This is a genomic window from Roseovarius sp. A-2, from assembly GCF_002072155.1.
GTDB lineage: Bacteria > Pseudomonadota > Alphaproteobacteria > Rhodobacterales > Rhodobacteraceae > Roseovarius.
Genome location: NZ_BDIY01000001.1, coordinates 1 through 16,140, shown reverse-complemented (window position 1 = coordinate 16,140; position 16,140 = coordinate 1). Strand labels below are relative to the sequence as shown.

Here is a 16,140-nt window from a genome sequence, read left to right as displayed (position 1 = left end):
CCACCACCCTAGCGTTGCAAGCCCTCCAGATAGGCGACCAGATCGGCCATCGGCGGGCTGACCCGCACCGTCTCGCCCCGTTCGGTGCGCAGGGCCACGCTGCGGGCCTCGAAGAAATCTCCATAGATCGGCATCTCGCTGCCATGCGCCACAATCGGATCGCGCCCATCGATGCGCTGCACCACCCGCGCCAGCGGGAAGTGCCCGCCATTGGCGCGCTGCAATACGGTCAGATCGGAAGGGCCCACCGTCAGCACCATCCTCATAGGACCATCGCCCCGGGCGGCCGAACCATGACAGGCGGCGCAGTAGCGGTCATAGACCGCCTTGCCAGCGCGCACGTCCTGCGCCTGCGCAGCACCTGCCAGAATTGCGACGGCCGATAGAAAAAAAATGGCTTTCATTGCAGCTTCCTTGCACCCTGTCGCCAGTCTCTCCCGCAAAAGTGCCCCCCGCCATGATCAAAGTCAAACACCGACCCAGCCGTCCAAAAAGCCGTTTGCAAACGGCTTCTAAAGCGGCTTGAAAGCCGCTTTCCACGCGCTTTGCAAAGCGCGTGACAAGGCCTTTGCAAAGGCCTTGTCCGTTTACCCCGCGAGGTGGAGCACCTTTTGCCAGACTGCATCGGCCACCTCGACCGGGTCGGACGGGCGTTTACCCTGCCCAGGCAGGCGGGCGTTCTCGTCCTGCGTTGCCGCCTCGGCCACCTGTGCCAACCGCTCGAAGAATGCGCCCGACACCTCCGGGTCCATCAACAGGTAATACTGCCCCAGATCATGCGGCGGTCCTTCGGCGGCCTTGAGCGGCTTGACATCCCGGCTTATCACCCCGCCGGTCATCCCCGCCGCCAGCAGTTCCGCCATCAGGCCAAAGCCCCAGCCCTTGGGCCCGCCAATACTGACCAGAGAGCCGCCGAGCGCGGCATCGGGATCGGTGGTCGGTCGGCCCTCGGCATCCACCGCCCAGCCTTCGGGGATACGCTCGCCTGCGGCCTTGGCCATCGTGATCTTGCCCAGGGCCACCACGGTCGTCGATTGGTCGAACTGCATGGCAATGCCGCCCTGCCCGTCCGGCACCGAAAAGGCGATCGGGTTGGTGCCGATCACCCGTGTCTTGCCACCCGGGGCCGCCACGATGGGCGAGGCATTGGTCATCCCCAGACCGATCAGGCCCCGGTCTGCGATCTGTTCGGTGAAATAGCCCAGAGAGGTGCAGGTATGCGCATGCCCCACCGCAAGGCTCGCCACACCGCAGGCGCGCGCTGCCTGTGCCGCCCGGTCGATCCCCAGGGCAAAGGCGGGCTGCGCGAAGCCGAATTTCGCGTCGACGACCACAGCGCCGGGTCGCGGTTGCGTCACCTCGGGCACCACATCGCCCTTGACGCGCCCGGTCTGCAATTGCTGGCAATAGCTTTCGAGATAGTAGAGCCCGCAAATCCGGTTGCCGACGCTTTCGGCCTTGCGCACCGCGCGCGCTACCTGTTCGGCGATCCACGGCTGCGCGCCATGCCGGATCAGCGCCGCGCAGGTCCTTGCCTCGATCTCGTCTAGGGAAATTTGCACCATCCCGCCTCCGCTCGTGTCAGAGACAGCTATGGTCGGCTCCCTGCCAGAGGTCAATTCAGACCTTCTGAACCCGCTTTCAGCCGGAACAAAACGCACGCGCTCAGCCCGCCACGATCCGCCCCTGATCAAGCTTGACGATCCGGTCCATCCGCGCCGCGAGATCAAGATTATGCGTGGCGATCAGCGCCGAAAGGCCGGTCCCTCGCACCAGCCCGGTCAGCGCCCCGAACACCTGATCCGAGGTGCCGGGGTCTAGATTGCCTGTGGGCTCGTCGGCCAGCAGAACGCGTGGGCTGTTGGCAAGCGCCCGGCAGAACGCCACGCGCTGCTGCTCGCCCCCCGACATTGCTGAGGGGCGATGCCCCGCGCGCGCGCGCACGCCCACCTGCTCCAGCAACTCCTGTGCTCGCGCCTGCGCGGTTTTGCGCGCCACCCCGTTGGCCAGTTGCGGCAGAACGATATTCTCGAGCGCGCTGAACTCGGGCAGCAGATGATGGAACTGATAGACGAACCCCACCTCCTGGCGCCGCACCGCCGTGCGCCGCCGGTCGCTCAGCCCGGTCATGTCCTCACCGCCGATCTGGACCTGCCCCATATCGGCCACGTCCAGCAGCCCCGCGATATGCAAAAGCGTCGATTTGCCCGCACCGGAAGGGGCCACAAGCGCCACCATCTCGCCGTGTTCGAGCGTCAGGTCAGCCCCCGCCAGCACCTGCACCTCGCCGGTCTGCCCCTTGTTGTAGGTCTTCTCGATCCCCGTCAGGCGCAGCATCGCGTCACTCATAGCGCAGTGCCTCCACCGGGTTCATCCGCGCCGCCCGCCGCGCCGGAAAGATCGTCACCACAAAGGACAGCCCCAGCGAGAGCATAACTGCCGAGAGCACATCACCCACCTGCAACTGCGCCGGCAGGTGATAGATGCCGCGTATTGACGGATCCCAGACCTGCCCCCCCATCAGCACGTTCACGAAACTGAAAATCGGGTCGATATAGATCGCGAACAGGCACCCGAGGATCACCCCCGCCGCCGTGCCGATCAGCCCGGTAAACGCCCCGCAGATGAAGAAGATGCGCAGCACCGAGCCTTCGCTCAGCCCCATGGTGCGCAATATGCCGATATCGCGCCCCTTGTTCTTGACCAGCATGATCAGCCCGGAGGTGATGTTCATCGCCGCAATCAGCACGAGGATCGACAGGATCACGAACATCACGTTATCCTCCACCTCAAGTGCGCGCAGAAACGAGCCGCTCGAATCCTGCCATGTCCAGACTTGCGCGCGCTCGCCCGCAGCACGTAACAGCGGCAGGGTCATGTCGTCGACGTTTTCGGGCGCCTCGACCATGACCTCCAGCTCATCCGCGCGCCCGTCGCGGTTGAAGAAGGATTGCGCCTCCGCAAAGGGCAGATAGACCCGTACCCGGTCGATGTCATAGCGTCCGGCGGTGAAGATATAGACCACCTCATAGGCATTGATCCGCGGGCTTGTGCCAAGCGGCGTCTTGACCCCGTTGGGCGAGATCAGCTTGATCCGCTCGCCCAACGTCACGCCCAGTTCCTGTGCCACCCCCGAGCCGACGGCGATGCCATCGCCGAACCGCGCGATATCGCCGCGCGCGGTTTCGGGATCGGCCACGCGCGGGATGGTGCGCAGATCCTCGGGCCTGATGCCAAAGACCTGCACGCCCGCGTTGCGGTCGCGCGCACTGGCCATCACCTGCCCCTTGACCAGCGGGGCCACGCGCGTGACATTCGGCACCTCGCGCACCCGGTCTGCCATCGCCTCGTATTCCTCGATGGTGCGATCGATGCGGCCAGACTGTTCATCGACTGTGCCCGTATTGTAGATCGTCACATGTGCGTTGGCCCCAAGGATGGTATCGACGAACTCCGCCCGAAAACCGGAGCGCACGGCGAGCGTCGCAATCAGCGCGAACACCGCCAGCGTAATGCCGATCAGGCTGATCCAGGTCATCACGCTCACGCCACCCTCGGCGCGTTTGGCGCGCAGATAACGCCAGGCGATCATCCACTCGAAGGCGGTAAAGGGGGCGGGCGATCTGGCCATGGCGGCTCCTTGGGTCACGTCGCGCGGACAGTGCGGTCTTGGGTCGGGGGCGTCAAGGTCGCGCGATGCATGTTGCCAGTGGCGTTCGCGCGGAACCACTCCACATCCAACCCTGCCCGCGTCACGGCAGCACCTGCAACCAGAGCCACGCTGTCACTACCGTCAACGCGGTCGAAATCAGCACGCTCGACGCCGCCACCCGTTTGGCGTGGCCGTAGATATTGGCGAAGATATAGGCGTTGACCCCCGGTGCCATCGCCGCAGTCACCACCGCAGAGCGCACGCCTTCGTCAGGCAGGCCCAGCCCAACGCCCAGCCCCAGCGTGATCACCGGATGCACGACCAGCGAGATCAGGCACACATAGAGGATCACCCGCAGATCCCCCTCGGGCCGATATTGCACCAACACACCGCCCAGACCGAAGAGCGCTGCCGGCAATGCCGCACGCGCCATCAGGTCGAGCCCGCCCTGCACCGGAACGGGCAGGGCCATCCCCGTAAGGTTGACAACGAACCCCGCCGCAACCCCCATGATCAGCGTGTTCGAGAACATCGCCTTGAGCACTTTGAGCACCACCCTCGGCCCGGCCACGCCGCGCGCCTTGACGACCTCCATGACCGTGATGCCCACCCCGTAGCAGAACGGCGAATGCACCGCGATGATGGCGAAATTGGCCGCCAGCGCATCCGGCCCATAGGCGTGCTCCATGATTGGAAGGCCCAGAAGCAACGAGTTGGAGAACAGGCAGCAAAAGCCGATGGCAACCGCGTCTTCCCATGATCGGCCAAAGATCAGCCTCGCACCAAACAGCCCCAGACCAAAGCCCGCGAGCGCACCAAGATAAAAGCTCGACAAGAGCCGCAGGTCGAAACTCTGCCCCAGATCGAGCCGGGAAATCGCGGTAAAAAGCAGGCATGGAATGGCGAATTTCTGGGTGAAGGTCATCAGCCCCTCGACACCCGCCTTACTGAACCAGCCGCGCCAAACCGCGAGATAGCCGAACCCGATCACCAGAAAGACCGGCAGGATGACCTCGATCAGCGCCTGCATCGCGTCACACCGCGTAGCGCAGGATCATCCCGTCATAGGCTGGGGTGATATGCGCGGGCGTCTCATCGGCGACGGTGCGGTAATCGAGGTCGATATGCATATTGGTCAGCACCGCCCGGCGGGGGGCCGCCCGCGCGATCCATTGAAGCGCCAAATCGAGATGCGCATGGGTGGGGTGCGGCGTGCGCCGCAACGCATCGAGCACCCAGCAATCGAGACCGACAAGCACGGACCAGACATCTTCGGGTATCTCGGCCACGTCGGGGAGATAGGCCAGCCCCCCCACTCGAAAGCCAAGCGCGTCGATCGCGCCGTGCCCGACCTGAAACGGGATAAGAGGAATAGCGCCCCCTGCCCCCTCGATCTCGAACGGTCCGTCAATCGTGTGCATGTCGAGGATCGGCGGATAGGGGCTGTCTTCGGGCTGGGTAAAGGCATAGCCGAAGCGCGCATAAAGCGCGTTCTGCGTATCGCCATCGGCATAGACCGGCAAGCGCTGCCGCATGTTGAACACGATCATCCGCAGATCGTCGATGCCGTGCACATGGTCGGCATGGGCATGGGTATAGACCACCGCATCGAGCGCGCCGATGCCCGCATCGAGCAATTGCGCGCGCAAATCCGGTGACGTGTCGATCAGCACTCGCGTCACGCCATGTTCCGTCTCGCGCTCGATCAGCATCGAACAGCGCCGCCGCGTGTTGCGCGGCTCCGCGGGGTCGCAGTCGCCCCAATGTCCACCAAGGCGCGGCACCCCGCCAGACGAGCCGCAGCCAAGGATGGTAAAGCGCAGCTCGCCCATCACACCACCGCCTTGGTGAACAGCCGCTCGAAATTGGCCTCGGTCTGCGCAGCAAACTCTGCCCACTCCATGCCGAACACCTCCGCCCCTTTCTGCGCGGTATGCGTGGTATAGGCAGGCTCGTTGCGCTTGCCGCGATAGGGCGGCGGCGCGAGATAAGGCGCGTCGGTCTCGACCAGGATGCGGTCAACTGGCGCGGCGGCGAAAATGTCACGCAGCTCGTGGCTCTTGGGAAAGGCCGTAATGCCCGACATCGAGAGGTAGAACCCAAGATCGAGCGCCGCCTTGGCCAAATCAGGCCCGGACGAAAAGCAATGCATGACACAAGAATACGCGCCACTCCGGTATTCCTCGGTCAGGATGCGCGCCATGTCCTCATCCGCGGCACGCGCGTGGATGATCAGCGGCAGGCCGGTTTCCCGCGCCGCCGCAATATGGAGGCGCAGGCTCTGCTTTTGCACCTCGGCGCTCTCGGCGGTGTAGTGATAATCGAGGCCCGTCTCACCGATGCCCACGAATTTCGGATGGTCGGCCAGTGCCACCAGCTCCTCCACCGTCACCATCGGCTCGGTGGCGGCGGACATTGGATGCGTTCCCGCGGCGTAGAATACCTGCGGATAGCTTTCGGCAATGGCGCGCACCTGTGGTTCTTGCCGCAGCTTGGTGCAGATCGTCACCATGCGTGCCACGCCCGCCTCCACGGCGCGGGCGACCACATCGTCACGCTCGGCGTCGAAATCGGGGAAATCGAGATGGCAATGGCTGTCGGTAATGCGGATATCGGTGCTCATGCCTCTCCCTCGGCGGGCGCTCAGCCCTTCGCGGTTTGCTGAATTCTGAACACCGTATCTAGGACTAGGCTGGCAGGGTCAAGGTTGACCGCCCGGCCATGGCGCGCCCGCGCCCCGATCTCTTGCGCACAATCAGCCCAGGCCCGCGCGCGATGTGGATCCGGGGCGAGGCGCGTGAGCAGTGCCGCCTCGCCCGGCGCGGCCTCTGCCTCGGGCGGATGGCCCGTTGCACCCGTGCGCGCGAGACGGATCATGAAGAGATCGGTCAAGGAAAACAGCAGGTCGCGCCGCTCTTCCGCCCCGCGCATCGCCGCCGCCTCGGCCAGCTTCAGCGCGCGTGCCCGGTCAAGACGCGGCAGGCTTTCCATCAGGCCGACAAGCTCCCCATAGGTCTTTAGCCCGCCGAGATTGAGCAACCGCACCGCAGCACCAACCGACCCGCCCGACAATTCTGCAAGGGCCACGGGGTCGCCCTCGCGCGTGATGCCCGCCTGATCGAGCGCCGCCGCCATATCCTCGGGACCAAGGGGGGCGAGCCTCAGCGTGCGACAGCGCGAGCGGATCGTCGGCAAAAGGCCCGAAGGCTGATGCGAGACAAGCAACAGAACCGTGCGCGCGGGCGGTTCCTCCAGCATCTTGAGGATCGCATTGGCGGCCTGCATGTTCAATTCATCCGCCGCATCGACGATCACCACGCGCCGCCCGCCATCGGCCGAGGACAGCGCGAAGAAATTGCCCAGCTTGCGCACCTCGGTCACCCGGATCTCGGCCGCCAGCCGGTCGCCCTTGTCATTGGGGCCACGCCGCAGCAGGAACAGCCCCGGCTCCGACAGCGCCGCGATGCGCCTTGAAACCGGGTGCTCGGGATCGACATCGAGTATTTCGGGCGGGGGCGGCGCACCGAAAAGACTGTCCTTTTGCGCCTCCTGATTGGCCAGCAGAAAGCGCGCCAACCGCCAGGCAAAGGTCGCCTTGCCCACCCCGCGCGGCCCGGTGATCAACCAGCCGTGATGCAGCCGCCCGCTATTGAACGCATCGAGAAATTCTGTCTCTGCGGCCCCCTGCCCTATCAGCCGCGCCGTCTCGCGTGGATGCGGCGCGCCTTCGACGCGATCGGGCTCTGGCAGAAACGCGTCACTCATGGCAGCCGCGCCTCAACCACGCGGGCCACGTCACCGGCGACCGCCGCCACCTCGCGCCCGCCGTCGATCACCACGAAGCGCCAGGCGAATTCCTCGGCAAGGGCCAGAAACCCGGCGCGCATCCGCACCTGAAGGTCCACGCCAAAAGATTCGAACCGTGCCTCGCCACTTCCCCGAGACAAGGCACGGCCAAGGCCCAGATCCGGGGCGATGTCGATCAGCACCGTCACATCCGGCTCGCGCCCGATCATCAACGCGTGCAGCTGATCGACCAGCCCACGCAGATCGGCGCGGCCAAGCCCCTGATACATCCGCGTGCTGTCGGCGAAACGATCACAGATCACCACTTGCCCGGCGGCAAGCGCAGGCGCGATCACCCGCTCCAGATGGTCGCGCCGCGCGGCGGTAAACAGCAAAAGCTCGGTCTCGGGCGACCAGCGGTCCTTGTCGCCTTCCAGCACCAGACGGCGGATCTCCTCGGCTCCGGCACTGCCGCCCGGTTCACGGGTCAGCACCACATCGCGGCCTTGCCCGCGCAGATATTCAGCCAGCAGGCGCGCCTGCGTAGACTTACCCGACCCGTCGATCCCCTCGAAACTGATAAACAGGCCCGGCCCGCTCAAAGCGCGCCCTCGGGACCTTCCCGCAATCGCTTGAGCAACAGGCCCGACACCGTGCGCAGCCGCGTCATGAACCCGCCCTGCGGCACCGACTCTGCAGCCACCAGCGGCACCCGCGTCTCGGGCAGCCCCTCGGGCGTCAGCACCAGTTCGGCCAGACGGTCACCCGCAGCCACCGGCGCACGCACCGGCCCGATAAAGACCACCTGCGCCGCCACTTGATCGCCACCCAATACCGGCAGCAGCGTCTCGACATCCTCGGCCGGCGTCAGCCCGACACTCTGTGCCTCGCCCATCCAGACCGGCGCGCGCGCCACCTCTTCGTCGGCCTTCACCACGGATTTGCGGGCGAATTGGCGAAACGCCCAGTTTATGATCGTCTCGGATTCGCGGGCGCGAGCGGCCGCGCTGTCGAGGCCGGAAATCGCGAAGATCACCCGCCGGTCGCCCTGCTTGGCCGATCCCGTAAGGCCGTAACCCGCCTCCTGCGTATGCCCCGTCTTGAGTCCATCGGCACCGATGCCCAGACCCAGAAGCGGATTTCGGTTGTAGATATTGCTCGGTGCGCGCCCGTCAAAGCTGTATTCGCGCTCGGCGAACATCTCGTAGAATTCCGGAAAATCCTCGATGATATGACGCGCCAATAGTGCGAGGTCCCTCATGCTCATGACATGGCCCTCGGCGGGCCAGCCGTTTGAATTCTTGAACACCGAATTGGTCATGCCCAAGGCTTGTGCACGCTGCGTCATGAAACGGGCGAAGCCGGCCTCGGTGCCGTCCGGGCTCAGCGCCTCGGCTATCACCGCGCAGGCATCGTTGCCTGACAGCACGACGATGCCACGTAACAGATCCTCGACCCGCACCCGGTCGGTCGTGTCAAGAAACATGGTAGAGCCGCCATAGCTCATCGCGTGCTGCGACACCGGAAGACGTTCGTCAAGAGATAGACGCCCGGCGCGGATCGCCTCGAAGGCCACGTAAAGCGTCATCAACTTGGACATCGACGCGGGCGGCAGGGGCGTGTCGGCATTCTTGTTGAGCAACACGGTGCCGGTCGTGACATCGACCACATAGGCCGCGCGCGCAGCCGTCTCGAAGGCAGCAGCGGGCCAGGCCAGCACCACCCCGAGAAGAGCGGCGGCGAAAGGGCGGATCAGGCGCATATCGGGCTCCCGCGATCAGTTGGTGACGGGATAGGCATCATCAAAGCCGATCTCCTGTATCTTCTTCAACAAGGCACCGCGTTCGGACGTGCTCGTCGCCGGGCCAACGATGACCCGCCAGAATGCCTTGCCCTGAGAGGTTTGCTCAAGAACTGTGGGCACCATACCAGCTTGCCGCATGGCGGTGGCGGTATTCTGGGCATTTCCCTCAACGCTGAAAATCCCGACCTGAATGAACGGCTTGTCCGGCGACGACGCGCGGGGTGCCGCGGGGCGCGGTTCAGGCTTCTGTTCGGGCGCGGCCTCTTCGGCAGGCGCGGCTTCCGCTTCCGCCTCTGCGGCCTCGATGGCGGCGGCGGCGCCGGCCACGGGATCGAGCGCGCTTTCCTCGATTTCCTGTGGCTCGGTCAACGGCTCGCCTGCGGTGTCCTGCTGTGGCTCGACACCCTGGTCTTCGGGTTCGACCGGCACGGACGCCTCCTCGCGCCGCAGCGCAGTCACGTTGAGTTGTGCAGGTGCCCCGGCGAGCATGTCGAGCGCGGCCGCAGCATCGGAAGACACTTGCAGGGCCGGGCCCGGAGTCTCGCGTTCACGCCGGAACAACGCGCCGATCACGAAATTCGAATTCGACATGTTGCGGATGATTACCCGCTCGGGCTCTTTCACATCGGGATGCGCAACCCAGACACCACCCAACGAGGGGCGCCCGTCCCACAAGCCCATATCGGTGACCTGAAAGACATCCGGTGCCTCGACATCGCGTTCCACCAGCTTGACCGAATTGCCGGACCGCACCTGTGGCGCACTGTCGGCAGCACCGGGCTGGAGCATGAAATTCCCGTTCTCGTCACAGCCCGCCACGAACGCCAAACCAAGCCCCGCCAGAATCAAACGGCACCACGGTGTTCGTTTGCCCCCAATCTCATGTCTCATATTCTGCCCCTTGCCTCTGGCTCACGCCCACCCGGCCTGCGCCGGTTTTCCGGTCGCGCCGCTCGTTAACCCGGTATGATCCCGCGCACACTCTAGCGCCTCACCCACGAGGTGAAAAGTGCGCAGGCGCGGCATGGGCGATTTTCCACACGAAACAACGTCTTTCAGAATCGAGCGCAGCGCTGTAGATGGATCGCTGCCGGAGGAGTGGCAGAGTGGTCGATTGCACCGGTCTTGAAAACCGGCGTGCGTGAAAGCGTACCGTGGGTTCGAATCCCACCTCCTCCGCCACCCACCTCAGTCTCCATTTCAGCGTGCGGTTTTCACTATTTTTCCCACGCGTTTTCCGCCGGTTACAGTGGGCCATTCCCAACAAAGACGCACCGCGTCGGCAGTAATTCCCGATCACAGGCGCAGAGTCTCAGTAGCCCATTTGGGCCGGTTCGCTTTTCGCGAGACTTCCCTGTTAACAGGCAATTTACAGCGAATTGCCCCTAATTCGACGATTTCAAATTATGCTAAACCTCATAAAAACAATGTCTTAATGAACAAATTCCCTACAATCGAAACAGAGAATTTTCTAGACTGAACAGGGAAGTTTCAGGGAAGTACAGGGAGCGCGATTGCTCTTGCAGGGAATAGCTAGCGAACGGTCAATCCCAGACGGCGTTCCTGCTCTGACCAATCGAGCGGCAACTGACCGCGCACCAGCTTTTCAAGTGTCAAATCTAGCGGTTGCGTGCCGTCCAGAATCGCGCGTTGCAGTCTGGGCGAGAGGCATGCGAGTTGTGCCCGCGTGCGAATGAAGGCTTCGCTGACGTTTTCGCTCCGGGCGACCTCGGAGATGGAAGAACCTGACTTCAGCGCCGCCATCCATCCATGCGCCTTCGCCAAAGCGCGCAGCATGGTCAAATCCGGTGCAGGTTTGACATCGCCAATGACGATCCTGGTTTCAACGCCACGGCGGCGGGTTTCAAACGGCGCCGTACAACTCAGTACGTTGTCGGAAATATCCCCGGGCGGGACCTGCAGGAGATCCGCCAGCGCGTCGCGGTCAAAAGTCATGGAAAGGTGATCCGTGGAAATTTGTGCGTTATGGATGATCACCGACAATAGGTCATTCTCACCGTTCCTCAGTCGATTGATCAACGCCCGCGCGTTGTCCTCCAACCTGGGGCCTGCGCCGATGTCGGGGATAGTGACCAGAGTATGGCGCTCGGCCATCAGATCGAGATGATCGGCAACACGAGCGGCCACCGACGCCTCGAAGCGCCCCGCAGGCAAACGCCACCCCGCGGGATCATGGCGCGAGAGAAGACGATTCGAGACATAGTAGCGGATACGCTGGCTGCCCCTCTTGGTATGTGTCGGTGTCAGCCGGTCACCGGTCGGGTCCCGGAACTTGCCCGTCAACACCGCCACGTCAGTCCGGCGGCCTTTTTGGATCGCGCAGCCACCCCGCCTGGGGCGACCACTTGCTTCCTGCAACTTGGCCTGCACGCGGTCCCAGAAGTCGGTGGCGATGATGGCGGCATGCTGTCCATCGAATACCTTGTCCTTGTGCCGGATGCGCCCGGCATAGACCGGGTTGCAAAGTATATGATGGATTTGGCCACGCGAGAGCGGGCCGCCGCCCTGCTCGCGTCCGGTGGAGAAAACATGGCGCTTGGACCGAAGCCCACGGATTGCCGCTTCCCGCTCAACCGCGCGCAGACATCCAAGATCCTCGTAGAGCGCATAAAGCGCCTCGACCGTACCGCGCTCCGTCTCGTTGACCACGAGGCTTCGGGTGTTGGGATCGGGATGTGCATCATAGCCGAGGGGTGGCACGCCACCCATCCATAGACCGCGTTTCTTGGAGGCGGCGATCTTGTCACGAATGCGCTCGGCTGTAACTTCCCGCTCGAATTGCGCGAAACTGAGCAGCATGTTCAGTGTCAGCCGGCCCAAGTCACCAATGAGTGTCGGCAATTCACGTTCAGACAAAAAGCAGTAGGGCTTGTTTTGATTTGACAACAGGCTTTGAGCCAATCCGATCTCTTAAGCGACTGCGACGGCTACAATCTCTTCAAAGTATCGCCTTGCCGAAGCGGTTTGACGCAACACGCTCCACGACCGGTCAGACAAGCAAAATACTGACGTCTAGAGTCAGAATTTATGGAATTCAGGGTTGAAGTAATGTCTAAATTTCGACCTGATGGAACTGCAACCGTCCGACGGCGAATAAACTCAGGGAGATTGAAATGAGTAATATGACCATGAATACCTTCGCGTCAGCCCTTATTATATCGGCCATGGGCCTTACAGCCGCCTCCGCTGATGTGCTCGACAGCATCAAGGAACGCGGCACGCTCGTTGTGGGCGTGAAGGCCGATTACAAGCCCTATGGCTTTCTCGACTCCTCCGGCAACATCATCGGTATCGAGCCCGATCTTGCCCAGGATGTTGCCGACAAGCTGGGGGTTGAGGTGGAGTATGTGCCGGTGGTCAGTTCGAACCGTATGCAGTTTCTGGAGCAGGGCAAGATCGACCTGATGATCGCGACGATGACGGACACAGAAGATCGTCGCAAGGTCGTGCAGATCGTGGACCCCAATTACTACTCCTCCGGAACGAACATCCTCGCGCTCAAGAGTCTCGGCCTTAAAGAGTGGGAAGACCTGCGGGGCAAGCCTGTCTGCGGGATTCAGGGCGCGTTCTACAATAAGCCCACGTCGCAGAATTATGGGGCGGAGATCGTCGCCTTCACGGGCACCGCCGAGGCGTATTCGGCTCTCAAGGCCGGCAATTGCGCTGCGTTTGTCTATGATGACAGCGCAATTGTCGCAAAAACGAATGACCCTGAATGGTCGGACTATGAAATGCCGCTCAAGACGATCGACGACGCACCTTGGGGTCTTGCCGTCCAGTTGGGCGAGGACGAGTTCGCAGCCCTGATGAGCGACATGATCACCGAATGGCACAAATCCGGTCGTATTCTTGAACTTGAGACCGAATGGGGCGTGGCCAACACGCCGTTCGCCGAAGCGATGCACGCGAAGTTCAAGTAAACTACAGCTGGCGAGGCATTCCGCTTCGCCAGTCACTTCTGCCCCGGAGCGCCTCCGACATGGACGTCATATTCGAATGGTTTCGTGTTCTCTACGACGAAACCAGCATAAACCTGCCATTTCTTTACGATGCGTATGACCGCAATCGCATGATCGACGGGTTTTTCACGACGATCCGGCTTTCGCTGGTCTGTTTGTTCTTTTCAGTGCTCATCGGGGTGGTCGGGACGTGGCTGCAAGGGTCAACGTTCAAGTGGGCGCGTCGTATCGTGAACGGGTATATCCAGCTCTTTCGCAACACCCCGCCGCTAGTGCAGCTATATTTCTTTTATTTCGCCATCGGCACGATGCTGCCAACCGTAGAGAACGATTGGGGCGGCCAGTCGCCAATTCTCGGCAGTTTCGCCTGGGCGGCGATATCGCTGTCTTTTTTCGCCGGGGCTTTTAATGTCGAGATATTCCGCTCGGGGATCGAAGCGGTGCCGAAATCCACCGTCGAAGCGGCAGAGGCTCTCGGGTTTTCGAGACTGCAGATCTACCGCGACGTGACTCTGCCTCTGGCGTTCAGGGTGGTTTTGCCCGCCCTCAACAACAACCTCGTCAACCTGGTCAAGACAACCACACTCGCCTACGCGATCGCAGTGCCCGAGATGCTTTACGAGGCCAACCAAATATGGTCCGACAACGTGAACGTCACCGAGATGATGATCTTCCTCCTCCTGGCGTATTTTGTCCTGGTCGGCATCCTCGTGGGCGGCATGAACCGTTGGGAGCGCGCGATGAGAATTCCGGGGTTTGGATAATGAGTTATAAGACCGACCTTCCAGTGATGAAGCCTTTCAAACCGCGCGAGCCGGAACCGCTCCTGGGGTTTCGACCGTGGCACTTTGTCGTGATCGCAAGTATTGCCGTGTTCGGACCTTCCCTTGCCTTTGCGCAAGCGGGCGTGCCGCTGCTGACCCCGTTTGCTGTCCTGCTGGACTGGGTGCCCTTGCTGTTGCAGGGCTTCATCTTCAATCTCGCAATCTCTTTTCTTGCCATGGCCCTTGGAACCGCGCTCGGCGCCTTGCTGGGGCTCGGACAGATATCGCTCTCACGGGTGACACGCGGCGTGTCATGGTTCTTGACCCAGTTCTTTCGCAACGCCCCTTGGCTAGTCCTACTGTTTTTCGCGATGTTCCTGTTACCGTTCGAGATCAACCTGCTGGGCCTGTCAATCCCGTTTCCCGATTGGTTCAAAGCCATTCTCGGCCTGTCGCTGCCAGTGATGGCGAATGTGTCCGAGATCGTGCGCGGGGCCGTCAAATCTCTGCCCAGCGGACAATGGGAGGCCGCTGAAAGCCTTGCCTATTCGCGGCGGCAAACCCTGTGGCTGATCATCCTGCCGCAATGCGTCAAGCGCATGCTGCCGCCCTGGATGAATCTCTATTCCATTTTGACGATGGCAACGGTTCTAGCCTCGATCGTCGGCGTCTCGGAGGTCATGACCCTGACCGGACAGGCGCTCGCCGCAGAAGGCGGTCGTCCTGAATTGCTGGCACCGTTCTATGGGTTCGTCCTCTTGTTGTTCTTCGCCTACTGTTATCCCATCGCACGTTTCACCGTTCGGCTGGAACGCAAATTCGCAGTAATCAACTAAGGAAATAAAATGAGTTGGACCCCTGCCGAACCGATGGTCTCACTGAACGACGTCCACAAGTCCTTTGGCACGCTCAAGGTTTTGAACGGCGTATCGCTTGATGTGATGAAAGGTGATGTGATCTGCATCATCGGCCCATCAGGGTCCGGTAAATCGACACTGATCCGCTGCGTCAATGCGCTCAACGATATTCAGCAGGGATCTATTCTCGTCGAGGGGCAAGAGGTGAACGACCCTAATCTGGACAAGCTGGAGTTGCGCAAGAAAGTCGGCATGGTGTTTCAGCAATACAACCTGTTTCCGCACAAAACCGCGTTGCAGAATGTCATGATGGCACCAGTGCGCGTGCTGAAACAAGACAAGGCAAAGGCGGAAGCGACGGCACGGGCCTTGTTGAAAAAGGTGCGTCTCGAGGGCAAGGAAGGTGCGTATCCCGGCGAACTCTCCGGAGGGCAGCAGCAACGTGTCGCCATCGCACGATCCTTGGCAATGCAGCCTGACGTAATGCTATTCGATGAGGTCACCGCAGCACTTGACCCCGAGACCGTCGGTGAGGTCCTGCAGACCATCAAGGATCTGGCCGAAGAGGGGATGACTTGTATCCTCGTTACCCACGAAATGGCATTTGCCCGGGAGGTAGCAGACCATATTTACTTCACTGACCGGGGCGTCATCGTCGAACACGGCCCGCCGGAGACCTTCTTCAAGAACGCACAGGACCCGCGCACCAGGGAGTTTCTCAGCCAGATCCTCTGATGCATGTCCCACAGCCACGGTGCTTAACGTGAGTTGGAGGTGCAACGGGTTGCCGAATAGTCGACAAGCGTCGAGCACGATGTGACCAGCATCCACGCCAGAAGGGGCATTCGTGGGTGCGTATTCTGCCGAGCGGATCTCATACTACCGCGGCGGCATGCAGGTCTGGCTTGTGCTTGGTCTGACGGCGGTAGGTGGAGGATAAGGCCAACGCAGGAGTAGCCTGCATGGCGTGACGCCCCGGCCTGGGCGGACAGGCAACAAATCGCAGCTTTCGTCAGTGTCCGAATTTCGGCGGGTAGCTCACACAAGCAGATTTAATATGCCAGACTATTGCTTTTCGAGATTGAAGAAAGCACGCAGTCGTTGCGTATCTATAGCTTTGCAGACCCCACGCGCAGGGCGCGCGAAAGGAACATCCTGAGCAGCAAAAAGGTAACCGCGCCATTGGCACCGCCTGCCTGACGCTTGGGCAATGATCTAAGATACGTGTTTAACTACGTCGTTAGCGACGTGTCTTATGCGGGGTCTTTGATGCGTGGAGAAGTTCTTGGGTTGGAGC

The 16,140-nt window shown here is 62.0% G+C and carries 16 protein-coding genes and 1 tRNA gene; 5 read left to right on the top strand and 12 right to left on the bottom strand.

What is annotated here, in order from left to right; translation table 11 throughout:
- Positions 1-8: 8 nt before the first annotated feature.
- From BHD06_RS00085 to BHD06_RS00035, 11 genes are all read right to left on the bottom strand, one after another.
- Positions 9-404: a c-type cytochrome gene (locus BHD06_RS00085; protein WP_080454957.1), complete on the bottom strand. Its 396-nt coding sequence runs from the start codon at positions 402-404 to the stop codon at positions 9-11.
- Between the two features lie 183 nt (positions 405-587).
- Complete coding sequence (locus BHD06_RS00080; RefSeq protein WP_080454956.1) at positions 588-1,565, bottom strand: Ldh family oxidoreductase; 978 nt, start codon at positions 1,563-1,565, stop codon at positions 588-590.
- A gap of 100 nt (positions 1,566-1,665) precedes the next feature.
- Positions 1,666-2,349, bottom strand: a complete 684-nt coding sequence (locus BHD06_RS00075; protein WP_080454955.1) for an ABC transporter ATP-binding protein — start codon at positions 2,347-2,349, stop codon at positions 1,666-1,668.
- Entirely contained in the window at positions 2,342-3,631 is a 1,290-nt protein-coding gene (locus BHD06_RS00070; RefSeq protein WP_080454954.1) for a lipoprotein-releasing ABC transporter permease subunit, read from the bottom strand. The genes BHD06_RS00075 and BHD06_RS00070 overlap by 8 nt, the downstream gene beginning before the upstream one ends.
- Before the next feature lie 121 nt (positions 3,632-3,752).
- The gene (locus BHD06_RS00065; protein ID WP_080454953.1) at positions 3,753-4,682 is read right to left on the bottom strand and encodes an AEC family transporter; all 930 of its coding nucleotides are present in this window, start codon (positions 4,680-4,682) and stop codon (positions 3,753-3,755) included.
- 4 nt (positions 4,683-4,686) lie between these two features.
- Positions 4,687-5,484 carry an MBL fold metallo-hydrolase gene (locus BHD06_RS00060; protein WP_080454952.1) on the bottom strand — a complete coding sequence of 266 codons (798 nt, stop codon included), beginning with the start codon at positions 5,482-5,484 and terminating at the stop codon, positions 4,687-4,689.
- Complete coding sequence (locus tag BHD06_RS00055; protein WP_080454951.1) at positions 5,484-6,275, bottom strand: TatD family hydrolase; 792 nt, start codon at positions 6,273-6,275, stop codon at positions 5,484-5,486. The genes BHD06_RS00060 and BHD06_RS00055 overlap by 1 nt, the downstream gene beginning before the upstream one ends.
- Before the next feature lie 20 nt (positions 6,276-6,295).
- Positions 6,296-7,417: a DNA polymerase III subunit delta' gene (locus BHD06_RS00050; RefSeq protein WP_080454950.1), complete on the bottom strand. Its 1,122-nt coding sequence runs from the start codon at positions 7,415-7,417 to the stop codon at positions 6,296-6,298.
- Entirely contained in the window at positions 7,414-8,040 is a 627-nt protein-coding gene (tmk, locus tag BHD06_RS00045; RefSeq protein ID WP_080454949.1) for a dTMP kinase, read from the bottom strand. Before tmk ends, BHD06_RS00050 begins: the two co-directional genes overlap by 4 nt.
- A complete protein-coding gene (locus BHD06_RS00040) occupies positions 8,037-9,200 on the bottom strand; it encodes a D-alanyl-D-alanine carboxypeptidase family protein (protein WP_176214236.1) in 1,164 nt (387 codons plus the stop codon). The genes tmk and BHD06_RS00040 overlap by 4 nt, the downstream gene beginning before the upstream one ends.
- Positions 9,201-9,215: 15 nt before the next feature.
- Positions 9,216-10,133: an SPOR domain-containing protein gene (locus tag BHD06_RS00035; protein ID WP_080454948.1), complete on the bottom strand. Its 918-nt coding sequence runs from the start codon at positions 10,131-10,133 to the stop codon at positions 9,216-9,218.
- A 201-nt stretch (positions 10,134-10,334) separates the two neighbouring features.
- Between BHD06_RS00035 and BHD06_RS00030 the strand changes: the two genes are divergently transcribed.
- Positions 10,335-10,424, top strand: a tRNA-Ser gene (locus BHD06_RS00030).
- A 351-nt stretch (positions 10,425-10,775) separates the two neighbouring features.
- Here BHD06_RS00030 and BHD06_RS00025 read toward each other — a convergent pair.
- Positions 10,776-12,164: a recombinase family protein gene (locus BHD06_RS00025; protein ID WP_139784600.1), complete on the bottom strand. Its 1,389-nt coding sequence runs from the start codon at positions 12,162-12,164 to the stop codon at positions 10,776-10,778.
- Positions 12,165-12,376: 212 nt separating this feature from the next.
- Between BHD06_RS00025 and BHD06_RS00020 the strand changes: the two genes are divergently transcribed.
- From BHD06_RS00020 to BHD06_RS00005, 4 genes are read left to right on the top strand one after another with little or no spacing between them, the layout of a single operon-like run.
- On the top strand, positions 12,377-13,183 hold the full coding sequence (locus BHD06_RS00020) for a transporter substrate-binding domain-containing protein (RefSeq protein WP_139784599.1): 807 nt from the start codon (positions 12,377-12,379) through the stop codon (positions 13,181-13,183).
- Entirely contained in the window at positions 13,129-13,986 is an 858-nt protein-coding gene (locus BHD06_RS00015; protein WP_254892257.1) for an amino acid ABC transporter permease, read from the top strand. Before BHD06_RS00020 ends, BHD06_RS00015 begins: the two co-directional genes overlap by 55 nt.
- Positions 13,986-14,822 (top strand): amino acid ABC transporter permease, encoded by an 837-nt coding sequence (locus BHD06_RS00010; RefSeq protein WP_080454945.1) that lies wholly within the window; start codon positions 13,986-13,988, stop codon positions 14,820-14,822. Before BHD06_RS00015 ends, BHD06_RS00010 begins: the two co-directional genes overlap by 1 nt.
- Before the next feature lie 33 nt (positions 14,823-14,855).
- The gene (locus tag BHD06_RS00005; RefSeq protein WP_176214268.1) at positions 14,856-15,578 is read left to right on the top strand and encodes an amino acid ABC transporter ATP-binding protein; all 723 of its coding nucleotides are present in this window, start codon (positions 14,856-14,858) and stop codon (positions 15,576-15,578) included.
- Positions 15,579-16,140: the final 562 nt, after the last annotated feature.

Excerpts from the sequence above, each read along its gene's own strand:
- BHD06_RS00085 (WP_080454957.1), bottom strand. The coding sequence starts at position 404 with ATGAAAGCCATTTTTTTTCTATCGGCCGTCGCAATTCTGGCAGGTGCT.
- BHD06_RS00080 (WP_080454956.1), bottom strand. The coding sequence starts at position 1,565 with ATGGTGCAAATTTCCCTAGACGAGATCGAGGCAAGGACCTGCGCGGCG.
- BHD06_RS00075 (WP_080454955.1), bottom strand. The coding sequence starts at position 2,349 with ATGAGTGACGCGATGCTGCGCCTGACGGGGATCGAGAAGACCTACAAC.
- BHD06_RS00070 (WP_080454954.1), bottom strand. The coding sequence starts at position 3,631 with ATGGCCAGATCGCCCGCCCCCTTTACCGCCTTCGAGTGGATGATCGCC.
- BHD06_RS00065 (WP_080454953.1), bottom strand. The coding sequence starts at position 4,682 with ATGCAGGCGCTGATCGAGGTCATCCTGCCGGTCTTTCTGGTGATCGGG.
- BHD06_RS00060 (WP_080454952.1), bottom strand. The coding sequence starts at position 5,484 with ATGGGCGAGCTGCGCTTTACCATCCTTGGCTGCGGCTCGTCTGGCGGG.
- BHD06_RS00055 (WP_080454951.1), bottom strand. The coding sequence starts at position 6,275 with ATGAGCACCGATATCCGCATTACCGACAGCCATTGCCATCTCGATTTC.
- BHD06_RS00050 (WP_080454950.1), bottom strand. The coding sequence starts at position 7,417 with ATGAGTGACGCGTTTCTGCCAGAGCCCGATCGCGTCGAAGGCGCGCCG.
- BHD06_RS00040 (WP_176214236.1), bottom strand. The coding sequence starts at position 9,200 with ATGCGCCTGATCCGCCCTTTCGCCGCCGCTCTTCTCGGGGTGGTGCTG.
- BHD06_RS00035 (WP_080454948.1), bottom strand. The coding sequence starts at position 10,133 with ATGAGACATGAGATTGGGGGCAAACGAACACCGTGGTGCCGTTTGATT.
- BHD06_RS00020 (WP_139784599.1), top strand. The coding sequence starts at position 12,377 with ATGAGTAATATGACCATGAATACCTTCGCGTCAGCCCTTATTATATCG.
- BHD06_RS00015 (WP_254892257.1), top strand. The coding sequence starts at position 13,129 with ATGGGGCGTGGCCAACACGCCGTTCGCCGAAGCGATGCACGCGAAGTT.
- BHD06_RS00010 (WP_080454945.1), top strand. The coding sequence starts at position 13,986 with ATGAGTTATAAGACCGACCTTCCAGTGATGAAGCCTTTCAAACCGCGC.
- BHD06_RS00005 (WP_176214268.1), top strand. The coding sequence starts at position 14,856 with ATGGTCTCACTGAACGACGTCCACAAGTCCTTTGGCACGCTCAAGGTT.